Source organism: Kitasatospora sp. NPDC056800 (genome assembly GCF_042789775.1).
In the GTDB taxonomy this organism is placed as follows: domain Bacteria; phylum Actinomycetota; class Actinomycetes; order Streptomycetales; family Streptomycetaceae; genus Kitasatospora.
This window is the reverse complement of record NZ_JBHUAL010000122.1, coordinates 1-16288: the sequence shown is the minus strand read 5'-3', so window position 1 is coordinate 16288 and position 16288 is coordinate 1. Positions and strand designations below refer to the sequence as shown.

Below are 16288 nucleotides of genomic sequence, written 5' to 3'. Positions count from 1 at the left end.
CGAAGGACGGAGGCGTCAGCCGGTGGTCAGCGAGGCCGCGATCGCGGCCCGCAGCTCCTTCTTGCTGACCTTCCCGATCCCGGTGGCCGGGAAGGCGGCGACGAACTCGACCCGGTCCGGCACCTTGTACTCGGCGAGCCCGCGCTGTCGCACGAACCGCTTCAACTCGACGCTCTTCGGGGGCTGTTCACGGCTCTCGGCGCGCAGCACCACATACGCGCAGGTGCGCTCGCCCAGGTACGAGTCGGGCATCGACACCACCGCCGCGTCGTGCACCGCGGGGTGCGCGAGCAGGTGGTTCTCGATCTCCTCGGCGGCGACCTTCTCCCCGCCCCGGTTGATCTGGTCCTTGGCCCGCCCCTCGACCACCAGGTGGCCGGTGGGGGTGCGCCGGACCAGGTCCCCGGTGCGGTAGAAGCCGTCCGCCGTGAAGGAGTCGGCGTTGTGCCCGAGCGCGTTCCAGTAGCCGCGGATGGTGTACGGGCCGCGCGTGAGCAGGTGTCCGGTGGCGCCGTCGGGCAGGTCCCGGTCCTGGTCGTCGACGACCCGGACCTCGTCGTCGGGCGAGATCGGCCGGCCCTGGGTGGTGGTGACCAGCTCCTCCGGGTCGTCCAGCCGGGTGTAGTTGACCAGGCCCTCGGCCATCCCGAACACCTGCTGGAGCGTGCAGCCCAGCACCGGGCGCACCCTCCGGGCCGCCTCCTCGCTGAACTTGGCGCCGCCGACCAGCAGCACCTCCAGGCTCTCGTAGCCGCGGGCGCCGCGCTCGGCGGCGTCCAGCCAGAGCAGCGCGAGCGGCGGCACCAGCCCGGTGATGGTCACGCCCTCGCGCTCGATCAGCGGGAAGGCCGTCTCGGGGGCGGGCTGCGGGCAGAGCACCACCCGGCCGCCGGCGTACAGCGTGCCGAGCGAACCCGGCGAGCTGAGCGGGAAGTTGTGGGCGGCGGGCAGCGCGCACAGGTACACGCTGTCCGGGTCCTGGCCGCACAGCTCGACCGAGCCGCGCAGCGAGTAGATGTAGTCGTCGTGGGTGCGCGGGATCAGCTTCGGCACGCCGGTGCTGCCGCCGGAGAGCTGGAGGAAGGCGACGTCCTCGGGACCGGGCTCCCCGCCGAAGGCCTCCGGACCCGGCCCGTCGCAGGGCACGTCCGCGAGCCGGACGTGCTCCCCCGGGTCCTCGCCGGCCACCAGCACCAGCCGCAGCGCGGGGTTCTCCGCCCTTACCCGGGTGGCGAGTTCGCGGTAGTCGAAGCCGCTCTCGACGGCGGGCACCACGTACGCCGCCGCCCCGGTGAAGGAGCAGAAGTACCCGATCTCGGCGTACCGGTGGGCGGGCAGCGCGAAGACCGGCAGCGCGCCGATCCGGAACAGCGCGAACACGACCTCGAAGAACTCGGCGGCGTTGGGCAGTTGGACCACCACCCGGTCCCCGGCCCGGATGCCCCGGGCGAGCAGTCCGGCGGCCATCCGGTCGGCCCGGCGGTCGAGTTCGGCGTACGTCCAGCGCCGCTCGGTCGCCGCCACGCCGTGGCCGCCCGGGTCGACGACGGCGGTGCGCCCGCCGTGCTCGGCGGCGCGCTCGCGCAGCATCCGCCCGAAGGTCTCGCCGCGCCAGTACCCGGCGGCCCGGTAGCGCTCGGCGAACTCGGCGGGGTACGGGGTGAAGCCCGCCCGGGCGGTCTCCAGCGGCGTCACCGGGCCACCCCCGCGGCGTCCAGGAAGGTGCGGAACTTGGCGCTGGTCTCGGCGAGTTCGGCCTCCGGCCGGGACTGCTCGACCACGCCGGCACCGGCGTACACCCGCAGCGTCCGCCCCTCCGCCTCGGCGCAGCGGATGGTGACCACCCACTCGCCGTCGCCGGTCGCGTCCTCCCAGCCGACCATGCCGGTGTAGAGGCCGCGGTCGAAGGGCTCGACCTCGCCGATCACCCGGCGGGCGACGTCCGTCGGCGTGCCGCAGACCGCCGGGGTGGGGTGCAGCGCGCAGGCCAGTTCGAGGGCGGAGACCGTCGGGTCGGCCAGCTCGCCGCGGATCGTGGTGGCCAGGTGCCACATCGCGGCCGTCCGTACCAGGGTGGGCCGTTCGGGCACCTCCAGGGTGCGGCAGTACGGCGCCAGCGCCTCGCGGATGGCGTCCACCACGACGGCGTGCTCGTGCAGGTCCTTGGGCGACTCCAGCAGCGCGGCGGCGCGCCGGACGTCCTCGCCGAGGTCCTCGCTGCGCGGAACGGAGCCGGCCAGCGGGTTGGCCAGCACGGCTGTTCCCCGCCGGGAGAGCAGGAGTTCGGGGCTGGCGCCGACCAGGGTGCGGCCGCCGCCGGACGGGACGGCGAAGGTGTAGCCGCCCGGGTCGCGGCGGGCCAGCCGCTGCAGGATGGCGGGCAGGTCGAGCGGCTGTTCGGCGCTCAGCTCCAGCGTCCTGGCCAGCACCACCTTGCTCAACTCCCCGCCGCGCAGCCGCTCGACGGCGGCCGCGACGCCCGCGCCGTACGCCTCGGGCGCGGGCACCGGGTCGATCCGCCAGTCGGCCTGCTCGGCCGGCGGCGCGGGCAGGGCGATCAGCGGGTCGTCGCGCAGCGCCCCGGCGGTGCGGACCCGGGCGGGGACGGCGAGTTCGACCCGGCTGTCCCGGTCGAACGCCACCGCGCCGACCACCAGCGGCCGTTCGACGCCGGAGCGGCCCGCCTCGGCCAGCGTCTCGGCGACCCGCACCGACAGCGGCCGCCCGTCCTGCGGCACCCGGGCGTGCACCCCGGAGCCGAGCAGGGTGCGGGTCGGCGAGGCGAAGAACGCCTCGTCGGAGCCGGCCCGGTACTGGCCGAGCAGTCCGCTGGCCGCGCCGATGACGGCGTGGTCCTGGCCCTCGGCGAGGGCGGTCGCCGGGGCGTCGGGCCCGGCGGGTATCGGCCCGGCGGGGGCGTGGTGCACCGTGGTCACGGCGGTTTCTCCAGTCTGGGACGGTTCTTCGGGGGGGTGGGAGGAGGACCGGCGGCGTTCCGCTCAGGCGCGCAGGGTCGCGCCGCCGTCGACGTACAGGTCGTGCATGGTGATGTGCCGCGCCCGGTCGGAGGCCAGGAACACCACGGCCTCCGCGATGTCGGCGGGCGCGGCGATCCGCCCGAGCGGGATGCCGACCCTCCAGGCGCCCAGGTCGCCCTCGATCACCCGGCGTTCGGCCGCCTCGGCGTCCTCGCCCCACAGCGCGCGCTGCATCGCGGTGTCGGTCGAGCCGGGCGACACCACGTTGCACCGCACCCCGGACCGGGCGAGTTCCAGCCCCAGGCAGCGGGTGAACATGGTGGCCGCCGCCTTGGACGCCGCGTAGGCGGCCATCCCGGCGCGCGGCACCCCGGCGGCGTTGGAGCCGACGGTCACGACCGCTCCGCGCCCGCGGTCCGCCATCCGGCGGCCGACGGCGCGGCTGGTGTGGAAGACGCCGGTGGTGTTGACGGCGAAGGTGTCCGCCCAGTCCCCGTCGGTGAGTTCGACGACCGGGGCGGTGCGCAGGATTCCCGCGACGTTGACCAGCACGCCGATCGGTCCGAGCCGGCTCTCGATCGACTCCACGGTGCTGTCGACCGCCCGGGCGTCCGAGACGTCCAGCGCGTAGGGACGCACGGACGGCAGCTCGGCCGCCAGCGCGTCGATCCCGCCGGGATCGCGGTCCACCGCCGCGACGACGGCTCCCTCGGCCACCAGCGCCCGCACCACGGCCGCGCCGATGCCCTGCCCGGCCCCGGTGACCATCGCGACGGCACCGGCGAATTCGGACTGTTGCTGCACAGGACATCCCCTCCGACCAGCAAGATTAGGCAAGCCTAACCTAACACAGCTGTTCGCCTGTGCCGAGCGCCTGTACGAATCCCGCTGCTTAGCCGTCAACTCGCTCCGGACGCGCGGAGGCCGTCCGCCCCGGACGATCCGGCGGCCCCGGTCTCCCTCCGGCACCGAAGAGCCGGCATCGAGAAGCGGGCATCGAAGAGCGGATGCCAAAGGCCGGCACCGAAAAGCCGGCGCCGAAAAACGGGTGCCGCCCACCCGTGGATGAAGCAGCATGACCCGTATGTCTGATACCTCAGTACTCACCCGGGCCGAGGCCGTCGAGCGCCACCGCCTGCTCGACGTCCGCACCGTCCGCCTCGACCTCGACCTGACCCGCGGTCCGGAGGTCTTCGGCTCCACCACGGTGATCCGCTTCGGCTGTACCACCCCGGGCGCCGGGACCTACGTGGACGTCAAACCGGCCGCGCTCCGCCGGGTGGTGCTGAACGGCCGCGAACTGGACGTCGCCGCGCTGCGCGCCGGGCGCTTCCCGCTGACCGGCCTGGCGGCCGACAACGAGCTCACCGTCGAGGCCGACATGGCCTACTCGCACACCGGCGAGGGCATGCACCGCTTTACCGACCCGGCCGACGGCGAGGACTACGTCTACACCCAGTCCTTCCTCGACGACGGCCCGCGGGTGTTCGCGTCCTTCGACCAGCCCGACCTCAAGGCGCGGTACACGGTGTCCGTCACCGCGCCGCGGCAGTGGACCGTGGTCGGCAACGGCGTGGGCCGCCAGGTCACGCCCGGGCGCTGGGAGTTCGCGCCCACCCCGGCGATCAGCAGCTACCTGGTCTCCGTGGTGGCCGGCCCGCTGCACTCGGTGCGCGCCGAGCACGACGGGATCCCGCTCGGCCTGCACTGCCGCCGCTCGCTCGCCGCCCACCTGGACGCCGACGCCCCCGAGCTGCTGGAGGTCACCCGGCAGGGCTTCGACCACTACCACCGGGTCTTCCGGCACCGCTACCCCTTCGACAGCTACGACCAGTGCTTCGTGCCGGAGTTCAACGCCGGCGCGATGGAGAACCCGGGCTGCGTCACGCTGCGCGACGAGTTCGTGTTCCGCTCCGCCGTGGACGACACCAGGCGCGAGGAGCGCGCCCTGGTGGTGGTGCACGAGATGGCGCACATGTGGTTCGGCGACCTGGTCACCATGAAGTGGTGGGACGACCTGTGGCTGAACGAGTCCTTCGCCGAGTACATGGCCTACAGCGTCACCGCCTCCTCCACCCGCTTCACCAGCGCCTGGACCGGCTTCGCCGCCAACCGCAAGACCTGGGGCTACGACGCCGACCAGCGCCCCTCCACCCACCCGGTGGCACCCGGCACGGTGGACGACACCGCCCAGGCGCTGCAGAACTTCGACGGCATCTCCTACGCCAAGGGCGCCGCCGCGCTGCGCCAGCTGGTCGCCTGGCTCGGCGAGGAGGCCTTCCTGGCCGGCGTCAACGACTACTTCGACGAGCACGCCTTCGGCAACGCCACCCTCGACGACCTGCTCCGTGCCCTGGCCGCGACCAGCGGCCGCGACGTCCACGGCTGGGCCGACCGCTGGCTGCGCACCACCGGCGTGGACACCCTGCGGCTGGCCGACGGCCGGATCGAGCACACCTCGGCCGACGGCGGGCCGCGCCCGCACCAGCTGACCGTGGGCCACTACCGGCGCACCGCCGAGGGCGCCCTGGAGCTGGCCGACCGCGTGCCGCTGGACCTGGCGGCCGACAGCACCGCGGCGGTGAAGACCGACGCCGAGCTGACCCTGCTCAACGACACCGACCTCAGCTTCGTCAAGATCCGTCTCGACCCCGGCTCCTGGCGGACCGTGCGCTCCTCACTCGGCGCCGTGCCCGAGGAGCTGGCCCGGGCCGTGCTCTGGAGCGCCGCCCGGGACCAGGTGCGCGACGGGGAGCTGGCGCCCGGCGAGTACCTGGAGCTGGTCGCCGCCCACCTGCCCGGCGAGACCTCGGTGCACCTGGTCGACGCGGTGCTCTCCTTCGCCCGCGACTTCGTGGTGGACTGCGCCGTGCCGCCGACCGCACGGCCGGGGGCACTGGCCGTCCTGAACGAGGTCTGCCGCACCCTGCTGCGCCGCACCGAGGACGAAACGGACCACACCGGGCTGCGCCTGGTGGCCGCGCGCGGCGTGATCGGCACCGCCGCCGGCGAGGCGCAGGCCGCCGAACTGCGCGACTGGCTGGCGGCCGGCACCGTGCCCGGCGGGCCGGTGCTCGACCCGGACCTGCGCTGGCAGCTGCTGCTTCGGCTGTGCGTGCTCGGCGCGGCGGGCGAGCCGGAGATCGCCGCCGAACTCGCCGCCGACCCCAGCGACACCAGCGAGAAGGGCGCCGCCCGCTGCCGCGCCGCGCTGCCCGACCCGGGGGCCAAGGAGGCCGCCTGGCAGGCGCTGTTCCACGGCGAGCTCTCCAACTACCTGGCCGCCGCCACCGCCAGGGGCCTGTGGCAGCCCGAGCAGGCCGAGCTGCTGGATGGGCTGACCGCCCGCTACTTCGAGGAGCTGGGGTCGGCCGCCGCCCGCCGCGGCCCCGCACTGGCCCGGGTGCTCGCCACCACGGGCTTCCCCGCCTTCGCCGCCACCGAACGGACGGTACGGGCGGCCGAGGCCTGCCTGGCCGACCCGGAGCTCACCGCGGCGACCCGGCGCGGACTGGTGGACCAGCTGGACACCCTGCGCCGCGCCGTCCGGGCACGGGCGCGGGCCGAGCAGTAGCACCCCCGACGGGCGGTAGGCGGCGGCGCGGCCCGGGTGGTCGCGCCGCCGTCTCGTGCTGTCCCCGTGCCGCCGCACCGCGACGCCGCGCCCTGGTCCGGCAGGGCCCGTCCTCCGGCAAGGCCCGCAGGGCGTATCCCGGGCGCCGGTCGACCGGACCCTAGCGCGGTGCGGCCGGGGTCGTCGGAGCCTTCGCGGGAGCCGTCGAGGACTTCCCGGGAGCCGTGGAGGCGGGGGCCGTCGGGGTAGTGGGGGCCGTCGCGGGGGTGCCGGGGGCGCCCGGGGCGGCGGGCGCCGGGGAGAGGCCGGTGCAGCCGCGCAGGCCGTCGCGGCGCTTGAGGGCGGCCTCGGCGGTGGCGCCGGTGACCGGCTCCGGGATGCCCTTGTCGTCGATGGTGGCCGGGGTGAAGGCCTCGCCGGTCACCTTGCCGTCGGCGGTGAGGGTGAGGGTGGTGACGCCGGTCTCGTTGGAGTTGGCGTAGTTCGAGGTGCCGTACCAGAGGAAGTTGCCGAAGCCGTACCCGATGTAGGTGTCGCCGAGCATGCCCGAGCCGACCATGGTGTGCGCGTGGGTGCCGACCACGGCGGTGGCTCCGGCGGTGGCGAGCTTCTTGGCGATGGTGGTCTGCGGACCGGTCGGGCAGGCCTTGCCCTCGTCGCCCCAGTGCAGGTAGACGAGCACCACCGGGGCCTGCTGCTTCGCCGTCTCCACCGCCTTGACCAGCGCCGGGACGTCCAGCGCCGAGGCGATGCCCGGCTTGCTCGCGCCGGCCCGCCACTTCTGGTTGGTGAGGTCCTCGACCTGGCTGGCGGCGACCACCGCGACCTTCACCCCGCGCACGGTGGTGACGTACGGGGCGTACGCCTCCTTTGCGTTGCGCCCGACGCCGACCACCGGGATCGGCGAGGAGTCCTTGGCGGCGAGGGTGTCGGTGAGGCCGTCGGCGCCGAAGTCCACGGCGTGGTTGTTGGCCATCGAGACGACGTCGACGCCCGAGTCCTTGAGCACCGACAGCGCCTTGGGCGAGGTGCGGAAGGTGTACGTCTTCGGCTCCGGGGCGCCGCGCCCGGTGATCGCGGTCTCCAGGTTGAGGACCGACAGGTCGGCGTCGGCGAGGGTGCGGGAGATCGGGCCGAGCGCCGGCTCGGGCGGCTTGACCGCCAGCCGGACCTCGGTGCGGCCCTCGAAGTGGACGTCCCCGGCGAAGGCGACGGTGATGGTGCCGTCGGGCCGGGGCGGGGCGCTCTTGCCCGGGGCCGTGCCGGAGGGCGAGCCGCCCGGCGCCGAGGACTCGCCCGGCGGGACGGGGGCGGCGGAGGCCGGGGCCGGGGCGGGGTCGTCCGGCCCGCAGGCGGTGACGGCGGTCAGTCCGGCGAACAGCGCGACGGCGGCCGCGGCACGGCGCATGAGTGGATCCCCCCGAGGATGATGCGAGAACGATCAGCGTACGCCACCGAATCACCACCGCTCGGACCCGAGCCCGCAACATTCCGGCCACAAAAGGGCACGACGCGGCGGCCCCGCCGGGCGCCGACGGCCGCTCCCCGGACGGCGCGCCCGGCCCGCCTGGCCGACCCGTCCCAACCGCCCACCCGACCGGGCCACCATGTCCCTGGCGCGGAGGCGGGCGGGGCGCGCAGCGTGGTGTGGAGGGGACGAGTACGGGGGAAGCGCGTGCGGGGGGAACCCGTGCAGGGGAGCCCGTGCAGGGGAGCCCGTGCAGGGGAGCCCGTGCAGGGGAGCGCGCGTAGGGGAGCGCGCGTAGGGGGGCGAGTCCCGCACCGAAGGCCCGGAGGTGTGACGTGATGGGCAGCAATCAGCTCTCCTCCGCGGGTGACGTCTCCCCCGCGGGCGGCGGCCGCGCCTCCCCCGCCCGGGAGCGCCGGATCGTGGTCGGGATCGACGGCTCCCCGCCGTCGAAGGCGGCCCTGCGCTGGGCGGTCGGCCAGGCCGTGCTCACCGGGGCGACGGTGCACGCGGTGGCGGCCTGGGAGTACCCCTCGCTGTACGGGTGGTTCGCGCCGATGGTGGACGACGGCTTCGAACGGATCGCCCGCCGGACGCTGAGCGCCGAGATCAACGAGGTCCTCGGCCCGGACCGCCCGGTGGACGTCCGGGAGAGCCTGGTGCTGGGCCACGCCGCCGAGGTGCTGCTGGAGGCCGCCGAGGGGGCCGACCTGCTGGTGCTGGGCAGTCGCGGCCGGGGCACCTTCGCCCGGACCCTGCTCGGCTCGGTGTCCACCCGGTGCGCGGTGCACGGGGTCTGCCCGGTGGTGATCGTCCGCGCCGACGGGACGGCCTCCCCCGCGGCCACCGCCCTCGGGGTCGAACAGCCGGCGCCCGGGGCCGTGCGCACCAAGGACTGGCAGCTCAGCCTGCACGTGGTCGAGGACGAGGACACCACCCGGGTGCACGCCGTGCTGGACGCCGACGGCAACGTGCTGCACAGCGACACCCGCTCCCGCCGCAACCCGCGCGACGCCCCGGCCCCGGCGGTCGGCGACGAGTTCGCGGTCGGCCGCGCCCTGGTGGACCTCGGCCACCAGCTGCTGCGCGCCGGCGTCCACGGCGCCACCGGGACCACGGAGGAGTGAACAACCCGGCCGCGGGTGGGAACCGGGCCGTGGCGTGAGCGGCGAGCGGCCGGGTACGCCATGCTGAATCACCGCTGAACCGCTGAACCGCCGTACCCCCGTCCCTCCCCGACCCGATCATCCCCGCCCCGCCCCGACCGGAAGAGCCGCTCCCCGCCATGGACACCACGCCAGCCTCCGAGGCCCCCACCCCGGAGGCCGCCCCGGACTTCACCCCCGACGAGCGCGCCCGGGGCCGGGCACTGCGCCGCGCCCAGCTGCCGTGGGCGCTGGGCGGGCGGCTGGCGGGCCTGGCGCTCACCCTGCTGCTCGGCCTCACCCCGGCCGGCGCCGCCGTGGTGACCGCCGTCGGCGCCTGGTTCGGCGGCTCACGGACGGCCGGGGTGCTGGCCGGAGCGGCAGCCCTGGTGCTGCTCGGCCAGGCGCTGCAGCTGCCGTTCGGCGCCGGGGCGCGGACCGTCCGGGCCCGGTACGGGCTGGTGACCCAGGGCTGGGCCGGGTGGGCGCTGGACGCCGTACGCGGCCTCGCGCTCACCCTCGTCCTCGTCCTCCCGCTCGCGCTCGGGCTGTTCGCGCTGACCGCCTGGTCGCCGCAGCGCTGGTGGCTGCCGGGGGCGGGCGCGGCGGCGCTGCTGACGGTGGCGCTCTCCTTCCTCCATCCGCTGCTGATCGAGCCGGTGTTCAACCGCTTCTCCCCGATGCCCCCGGGGGAGCTGCGCACCGCGCTGCTGGCACTGGCCGAGCGGGACGGCGTCCGGGTGCGGGACGTCCTGGTCGCGGACGCCTCCCGCCGCACCACCGCGCTCAACGCGTACGTCTCCGGGTTCGGGGCGACCCGCCGGATCGTCGCGTACGACACCCTGCTGACCACCGCCGAGCCGCGCGAGGTGGAACTGGTGGTCGCGCACGAGCTGGGCCACGTCAAGCACCGGGACGTGCCTGTGGGTACCGCGCTGGGCGCGGTCGGTGCGGCCGTCGCGGTGGCCGTCCTCGGCCTGCTCGCCACCTGGCGGCCGCTGCTGGACGCCGCCGGGGCGACGGGCGCGGCGGACCCCCGGGCACTGCCGCTGCTGGCGGCACTGGCGGCGCTGCTGGGCGCGCTGTCGGGGCCGGCGCAGTGTGCGGTGAGCCGTCGGATCGAGGCCAGGGCAGACCGGCACGCGCTCGAACTGACCGGGGACGTCGAGCAGTTCGTGGCGATGCAGCGCAGACTGGCCGTGGCGAACGTCTCCGATGTCGACCCGCCGAGGGTGCTTGAGCTACTGTTCGCCACTCACCCGAGTGCGACCAGCCGGATCGCCGCCGCCCGCGCCTGGCAGGCCGCACCGGAACGGCGGGCGCCGGAGCGGGGCGCGATCCCGGGCACATCTGTTGTATAGTGCAACAAATATCGAGGAGATAGGAACGCCGTGCCCGGCCGCCAGTCGTCCATCGAGACCATCCAGCGCGAGCTGACCGCCTTCGCCCGCCGCGCCCGGCACAAGGCCTCCCAGCTGCACCCCGACCTCTCGCTGGTCACCTACAGCATCCTCGACCTGATCACCGAGCGCGGCGGCTGCCGGGCCGCCGACGTGGCCGCGTACTTCATGCTCGACAAGTCCACCGTCAGCCGCCAGGTCACCGCCCTGGAGAAGCTCGGCCTGCTGGCCCGCGAGACCGACCCGGACGACCAGCGCGGCCAGATCCTGCGCGCCACCGAGGCGGGGCTCACCCTGCTGCGGGACGCCAACGAGCAGCGTCGGCTCTCCTTCACCGCGCGCTTCACCGACTGGTCCGACGAGGACGTCGCCCGCTTCGCCGACTACCTGGCCCGCTACGGCCAGGAGGGCTGACCGGGCGCCGCAGGGGAGCGGGCGGAGCCCTGCCGGGAGGCGTGAGCCGAGCGCCGGCGGGGAGCAGGAACCGAACGCTGCCGGGGAGTGAGACCGGCCGCTCCGGGTGCGCCCCGGCACCCCCACGGTGTACAGAGGAGGAGTGCCCCTCCGGCAGCGTCCCGATGCGCCGCACCCGCCGCCCGCGCCGCATCCCCCCGACCCCCGCCGCGCCTGGCGGCCCGACCGCCGGGTGCTGACGGCGCTCACGCTCGCGCTGATCGTGCTGATCACCGTCGTCGACATCGTCTCCCCGCCGGACGTCCACCTCGGCCCGCTGCTGATCGTCGCCCCCGCCCTCACCGCCTCGTTCGCCGGCCCCCGGGCCACCGCCGGGGTCGCCGCGCTCGCGTTCGCCGCGCTGACCGTCATCGGCGCCGTCCGGGACGGCCTGACCAGCGCGAACATCGAGACCCAGCTCAGCGCGCAGCTGATCGTCTCGGCACTGATCGTCGGCCTGCGGGTGCTGCGCGAACGGCACGAGCGGGAACTGGCCCGGGTGCGCTCGGTGTCCGAGGCCGCCCAGCGGGTGCTGCTGCGCCCGCTGCCGGAACGGATCGGACCGCTGCACCTGGCCTCCGTCTACCTGGCCGCCGAGGCCGAGGCGCAGGTCGGCGGCGACCTGTACGCGGCCGCCCGCACCGCCACCGGCACCCGGCTGCTGGTCGGCGACGTGCGCGGCAAGGGCCTCTCCTCGCTCGGCGACGCCGCCCTGCTGCTCGGCGCCTTCCGCGCCGCCGCCCACCTGCACGCCGAACTGCCCGACCTGGCCGCCTACCTGGACGGCAGCGTCAGCTGGGACCTCGCCCAGCTCGCCGAACAGTCCCGGCGGGACCGGTGGGAGCGGCGCGAGCGGCAGGCGCTCTCCGCACTGCCCTTCCCCCCGCCCGAGGAACCCCCGGAGGAGAGCGGCGACTCCGGCGAGTCCTTCATCACCGCCGTGCTGCTCGACATCCCCGACGACGGCTCCCCGGTGCGCCTGATCGACTGCGGCCACCCTCCCCCGCTGCTGCTGCACCCCGACGGCATCACCGCCCTCGCCGCCCGCCAACCCTCCCCGCCGCTGGGCCTCGGCGAGCTCGCGCCGACGCGGTACGAGACGGAGACCTTCCCGTTCCGGCCCGGCGACCGGCTGCTGATCTACACCGACGGCGTGATCGAGGCCCGCGACGCCCAGCGGCGCTTCTACCCGCTCACCGAACGCGTCACCGCCTGGCGTGCCGAACACCCCGCCGCCCTGCTCCACCACCTGCGCCGCGACCTGCTCGCCCACGTCGGCGGCCGACTGAACGACGACGCGGCCATGGTCGTGGTCGAGCGGCTGCCGTGAGGGCGGCCGGCGAGCGCCCCGTGACGAGCGTCCTCGGAACGACGGCAGGCGGCCCTGTCGGATTGCCTTGTCACGACCCTCGTCGGGCCGGCCGCGGTGCCTCGGGCACGGCTCCCGGCCTGATCGCCTCCGGGCGCGTACGAGCCCGAGGCCGAGGCCGAAGCCCAGGCCGAGGAGGGCGGGCACGGCAACCGTCGCGGCGAGGGCGCGCGGGTGGCGGAGGTCGAACATGCCGGGGCTCCTTCCCGGGGCCCGGACGGCCCCGCTCGTGGTGCCCCAACGATGACCCCGGCCACCCCTCCCGCACATGTACCGAACGGCACATCCTGAGCAGCGGCACCCCCACGTCCCCCTGCCGATCGGCAGGGGCACACCGGCCGCGTCCACACGGTGGGAAGGAATCTCCCCACCCGTACCCGTACCCGCGGGCCCCCGGCAGGCCCTACGGCCGGCGGACGTACGGGGTCGTCGTGCTCACCCAGGCGAAGCCGAGGCGCTGCAGGATCGGCCGGCTCTGGTCGCTCGCGTCGACCTGGAGGTACTCGTAGCCGAGCTCGGCCGCGAGGCGGGCGCGGTGGGCGATGAGGGCGCGGTAGATGCCCCGGCCGCGCCAGTCGGGTGCGGTGCCGCCGCCCCAGAGTCCGGCGAACCCGGTCCCCGGGATCAGTTCCATCCTGGCGCCGCTGACCGGGCGGTCGCCGGCCATCGCGACGACCATGCTGACCGTCCCGACGCCGTGCCGCAGGTGGTCGAGCAGCCGCTCGCGCAGACGGGGGTTCTCGGCGCCGAAGGCCTGTGTGTGGGCGTCCATCAGCAGGTCCACCCCGGCCGGGTCGGTCACCGGGAGCAGCCGGACACTCTCGGGCAGGGCGGCCTCGGCGGGCAGGTCCGCGATCCGGGCGAGCATCAGCGCCTCGTCCGGCTCCGGGGTGAAACCGGCCGCCAGCAGGCGGGCGCCGAGGTCGGCGGGGCGGTCGTGGGAGTAGGCCTTCCACTCGAACTCCAGCCCCAGTCCGGCGAAGTGGCGCACCTGCGCGGCGATCGCCGCGTCCGCCCCGGCCTCGTCCAGCCCGGACCAGACCACGCCGTTCCAGCTGTGCTCCGAGCCCACCTGCCGGACCACCGCACCGTCGCGCTCGACGCGGCAGCCGGGATCGGGCGGCGTGTTGCGCCGGATCCGGTCGTCGAACAGGGCAAGCATGTCGTCATGATCCATCCACTCACTCCAGCACGGTCCGCGAGCGCGCACCATCGAGTTTCCGCGCCACCGGCTGCGGGCGGCGCCCCCCGGTCGGCTCCGGGCGGCGCTCCTCGGCCTGCCGCGGGCGACGGCCCCCGGCCTGCTCACGCTCCCCGTCCTGCCGCAGGCGACGGCCACCGGCCTGCTCACGCTCCCCGTCCTGCCGCGGGCGACGGCCCCCGGCCTGCTCACGCTCCCCGGCCGACCGGCGGTCCGCCGCCCGGAGCCGGCCGGACCGGATCGCCTCGCTCGGCGCCTCCGCGCCCATGATGGCGTCCAACAGGCCGCGCGCTTCGGCGAGTTCGTCCATCTGCCGGGTGATCCGGGCGCGTTCCCGGGCCAGACCGTCGAGCAGTTCGGGGCAGGTCTGGCCGGGAGGGCGCTGCCCCGGGCCCGGCAGGCCGTGGAGGATCTCGGCGATCACGGCGCTGTTGAGGCCGGCCGCGAGCAGGGTGCGGATCCCGCGGACGGTGTCGACGTCCGGCTCTCCGTAATCGCGGTAGCCGCTGGGGCGGCGCTCGGGCGTGAGCAGCCCCTGCTCCTCGTAGTAGCGCAGCGCGCGCGGGGTGGCCCCGGTGCGCCGGGCGAGCTCTCCGATCCGCATCGCGGACACCTCCTCGACGGACCGTCCACCGCGGGTCGCCACCGGGGCTCTCCACCGAAGCCCCCGTGACGTTCCGCCGTGCCCCTCCGCCTTGACTCTGCCGTCGGCGTGAAGGTCTAGCGTAACCGCCATGCCGAACGAACGATCTTCCTCAACCTCCCCTGCCCGCACCGCCGTTGCCGTGCTGGGCCTGGGTCCGATGGGCCGGGCGCTGGCCGGGGCGCTGCTGGCCGCCGGCCATCCGGTCACCGTGTGGAACCGCACGCCGGGCCGGGACGCCGAACCGCTCGCCCTCGGCGCGCGGTCGGCCGCGAGCCCCGCCGAGGCGGTGACGGGCTCCACCGAAGGAGCCACGGGCCCCGCCGAGGCCGGCGCCCCGCTCGTCCTGCTCTGCGTCCGCGACCAGTCGGCCACCCGGGCCGTACTGGAGGCCGCCGGGGCGGCACTGCGCGGCCGGACCGTCGTCAACGCCACCTCGACCGCGCCGGGCGACGCGCGGGCGAACGCCGCCGACGCCGAGGCCCGGGGCTACCGCCTCCTGAACGCCGCGGTCCTCACCCCCACCCCGACCATCGGCCGCCCGGAGGGCACCGTCCTGCTGAGCGGCGACGCCGAGATCTTCGCCGCCCACGAGGCGACGCTGCGGGCGCTGGGCACCGTACGCCACGTCGGCGCGGACCCGGGCCGGGCGGCGGCCTTCGACGCGGCCCTGCTCGACCTGTTCTGGACCACCGTGCACGGCTTCCTGCACGCCCTCGCGCTGGCCCGCGCCGAGGGCATCAGCGGCGCCGAACTCGCGCCGTACGCCCAGGGGTTGCCGCGCCTGCTGCCGCCGCTGATCGACCGCTTCGCGCAGCGCGCGGACGACCGCCGGCATCCGGGCGACCACAGCAGCCTCGCCTCCGCCGAGGCCGGGCTGGCGCACGTCGCGCACACCGCCCGGGCGCGCGGCCTGGACACCTCCGTCCTGGACGCGGCGCTCGCCGTCACCCGGCGGGCGGTCGGGGCCGGGCACGGGTCGGACGGGGTGTCCGCCCTGGTCGACCTGCTCGCCGGATAGCCGGGCAGCCGGGCAGCCGGGCAGCCAGGTCACCGGACAACCGGGCAGCCGGACACCCCGCCGACCGGGCCCGCTACTGCGCCAGGTACCCGCCGTCCACCGGCAGCACGACCCCGGTGACGAAGGAAGCGTCGTCGGAGGCGAGGAAGAGGACGGCCGCCGCGACCTCGGCCGGGTCGCCGAGCCGCCCCATCGGGTGCAGCTTCTCGATCGCCCCGAGGTACTCGGTGCCGCCGGGCTCGTCGTACAGCCGGGCGACCCGCTCGGTGGTGATGGTGCCGGGGGCGACGGCGTTGACCCGGATGCCGCGGTCGGCCCATTCGACGGCGAGGTGCTTGGTCAGGCCGGAGGCGACGAACTTGGCGGGCCCGTACACCGCCTGGCCGCGCTGGCCGGCCTCGCCGGAGATGGAGGAGAGGCAGACGATCGAGCCGCCGGGCCGGTCCTGCGCGGTCATCGCCTCGATCGCGTACTTGCAGGTGAGGAACATGCCGCGGCCGTCCACCGCCATCACGTGGTCCCAGTCCTCGGCGGTGGCCTCGGTGATCTCCATCAGCGGGATGATCCCGGCGTTGGCCACCAGCACGTCCAACCGCCCGTGCCGCTCGACGGCGGCGGCCACCAGCCGGCGCGCGTCCTCGTCCCGGGCCACGTCGCCGACCACCGTGCTGACGGCGTCCGGGAACCGCTCGGCCAGCCGGCCCAGCCCGGCCTCGTCCACGTCGAAGGCGACCACCGACGCGCCCTCCCGGACGAAGCGTTCGGCGACGGCCCGTCCGATACCGCTGGCCGCGCCCGTCACCGCACAGGAGCGGCCGGCCAGCCGCCCGCCCGCGGGGCTCCCCGCGTTCTCAGTCACCATGGCGCGACTCTACCCAGCGGGCGGCCACGCGTCGGGTGCCTTCGGCCGGTCCGCCGGATCCGGCCGGTCGGCGGCTCAAAAGCGGCCCGGAGCGGGACCGGGGGGCGGAGCGGAGAGAAGCAGGAGCCGGCAGAAGGCCACCGACGACAGCGGCGGCCGGGACCGTCGGTACGG

13 protein-coding genes are annotated in these 16288 nt (G+C 75.6%); 6 read left to right on the top strand and 7 right to left on the bottom strand.

Annotation, left to right across the window (positions count from 1 at the left end; all coding sequences use genetic code 11):
• Window positions 1-15 precede the first annotated feature (15 nt).
• The 3 genes from ACFRQN_RS24735 to ACFRQN_RS24725 all read right to left on the bottom strand — a co-directional run bounded on the left by ACFRQN_RS24735 (window position 16) and on the right by ACFRQN_RS24725 (window position 3815).
• Entirely contained in the window at window positions 16-1695 is a 1680-nt protein-coding gene (locus tag ACFRQN_RS24735; RefSeq protein ID WP_380742191.1) for a (2,3-dihydroxybenzoyl)adenylate synthase, read from the bottom strand.
• Window positions 1692-2903, bottom strand: coding sequence for an isochorismate synthase DhbC (gene dhbC / locus ACFRQN_RS24730; protein WP_380742204.1), 1212 nt, complete (start codon window positions 2901-2903; stop codon window positions 1692-1694). Before dhbC ends, ACFRQN_RS24735 begins: the two co-directional genes overlap by 4 nt.
• A 96-nt stretch (window positions 2904-2999) precedes the next feature.
• On the bottom strand, window positions 3000-3815 hold the full coding sequence (locus ACFRQN_RS24725) for a 2,3-dihydro-2,3-dihydroxybenzoate dehydrogenase (RefSeq protein WP_375874454.1): 816 nt from the start codon (window positions 3813-3815) through the stop codon (window positions 3000-3002).
• 247 nt (window positions 3816-4062) lie between these two features.
• Between ACFRQN_RS24725 and pepN the strand changes: the two genes are divergently transcribed.
• Entirely contained in the window at window positions 4063-6552 is a 2490-nt protein-coding gene (gene pepN, locus ACFRQN_RS24720; protein WP_380742188.1) for an aminopeptidase N, read from the top strand.
• A gap of 160 nt (window positions 6553-6712) precedes the next feature.
• Here pepN and ACFRQN_RS24715 read toward each other — a convergent pair whose 3' ends face one another.
• Window positions 6713-7960: a CapA family protein gene (locus ACFRQN_RS24715; protein WP_380742186.1), complete on the bottom strand. Its 1248-nt coding sequence runs from the start codon at window positions 7958-7960 to the stop codon at window positions 6713-6715.
• Window positions 7961-8358: 398 nt separating this feature from the next.
• On the opposite strand from ACFRQN_RS24715, the gene ACFRQN_RS24710 reads away from it, so the two are divergent.
• The 4 genes from ACFRQN_RS24710 (at window position 8359) to ACFRQN_RS24695 (ending at window position 12348) form a co-directional block, all read left to right on the top strand.
• The gene (locus ACFRQN_RS24710; protein ID WP_117490770.1) at window positions 8359-9147 is read left to right on the top strand and encodes a universal stress protein; all 789 of its coding nucleotides are present in this window, start codon (window positions 8359-8361) and stop codon (window positions 9145-9147) included.
• Window positions 9148-9305: 158 nt separating this feature from the next.
• On the top strand, window positions 9306-10526 hold the full coding sequence (locus tag ACFRQN_RS24705; protein ID WP_380742183.1) for a M48 family metallopeptidase: 1221 nt from the start codon (window positions 9306-9308) through the stop codon (window positions 10524-10526).
• Window positions 10527-10556: 30 nt separating this feature from the next.
• Window positions 10557-10979, top strand: a complete 423-nt coding sequence (locus tag ACFRQN_RS24700) for a MarR family winged helix-turn-helix transcriptional regulator (protein WP_049651037.1) — start codon at window positions 10557-10559, stop codon at window positions 10977-10979.
• 232 nt (window positions 10980-11211) lie between these two features.
• The gene (locus ACFRQN_RS24695) at window positions 11212-12348 is read left to right on the top strand and encodes a PP2C family protein-serine/threonine phosphatase (protein ID WP_049651038.1); all 1137 of its coding nucleotides are present in this window, start codon (window positions 11212-11214) and stop codon (window positions 12346-12348) included.
• A gap of 442 nt (window positions 12349-12790) precedes the next feature.
• Here the strand turns inward: ACFRQN_RS24695 and ACFRQN_RS24690 are convergent, their stop codons facing one another.
• Together ACFRQN_RS24690 and ACFRQN_RS24685 are read right to left on the bottom strand one after the other, a co-directional pair.
• On the bottom strand, window positions 12791-13564 hold the full coding sequence (locus tag ACFRQN_RS24690; protein ID WP_380742181.1) for a GNAT family N-acetyltransferase: 774 nt from the start codon (window positions 13562-13564) through the stop codon (window positions 12791-12793).
• 4 nt (window positions 13565-13568) lie between these two features.
• Entirely contained in the window at window positions 13569-14192 is a 624-nt protein-coding gene (locus ACFRQN_RS24685) for a MerR family transcriptional regulator (protein ID WP_380742179.1), read from the bottom strand.
• 130 nt (window positions 14193-14322) lie between these two features.
• Here ACFRQN_RS24685 and ACFRQN_RS24680 point away from each other — a divergent pair, with 130 nt between their 5' ends.
• Entirely contained in the window at window positions 14323-15252 is a 930-nt protein-coding gene (locus ACFRQN_RS24680; protein WP_380742177.1) for an NAD(P)-dependent oxidoreductase, read from the top strand.
• 73 nt (window positions 15253-15325) lie between these two features.
• Here the strand turns inward: ACFRQN_RS24680 and ACFRQN_RS24675 are convergent, their stop codons facing one another.
• The gene (locus ACFRQN_RS24675; protein WP_380742175.1) at window positions 15326-16114 is read right to left on the bottom strand and encodes an SDR family NAD(P)-dependent oxidoreductase; all 789 of its coding nucleotides are present in this window, start codon (window positions 16112-16114) and stop codon (window positions 15326-15328) included.
• Window positions 16115-16288: the final 174 nt, after the last annotated feature.

Coding starts and splice junctions, on each gene's coding strand:
- pepN (WP_380742188.1), top strand. CDS start 4,063: ATGTCTGATACCTCAGTACTCACCCGGGCCGAGGCCGTCGAGCGCCAC.
- ACFRQN_RS24715 (WP_380742186.1), bottom strand. CDS start 7,960: ATGCGCCGTGCCGCGGCCGCCGTCGCGCTGTTCGCCGGACTGACCGCC.
- ACFRQN_RS24710 (WP_117490770.1), top strand. CDS start 8,359: ATGGGCAGCAATCAGCTCTCCTCCGCGGGTGACGTCTCCCCCGCGGGC.
- ACFRQN_RS24705 (WP_380742183.1), top strand. CDS start 9,306: ATGGACACCACGCCAGCCTCCGAGGCCCCCACCCCGGAGGCCGCCCCG.
- ACFRQN_RS24690 (WP_380742181.1), bottom strand. CDS start 13,564: ATGGATCATGACGACATGCTTGCCCTGTTCGACGACCGGATCCGGCGC.
- ACFRQN_RS24685 (WP_380742179.1), bottom strand. CDS start 14,192: ATGCGGATCGGAGAGCTCGCCCGGCGCACCGGGGCCACCCCGCGCGCG.
- ACFRQN_RS24680 (WP_380742177.1), top strand. CDS start 14,323: ATGCCGAACGAACGATCTTCCTCAACCTCCCCTGCCCGCACCGCCGTT.
- ACFRQN_RS24675 (WP_380742175.1), bottom strand. CDS start 16,114: ATGGTGACTGAGAACGCGGGGAGCCCCGCGGGCGGGCGGCTGGCCGGC.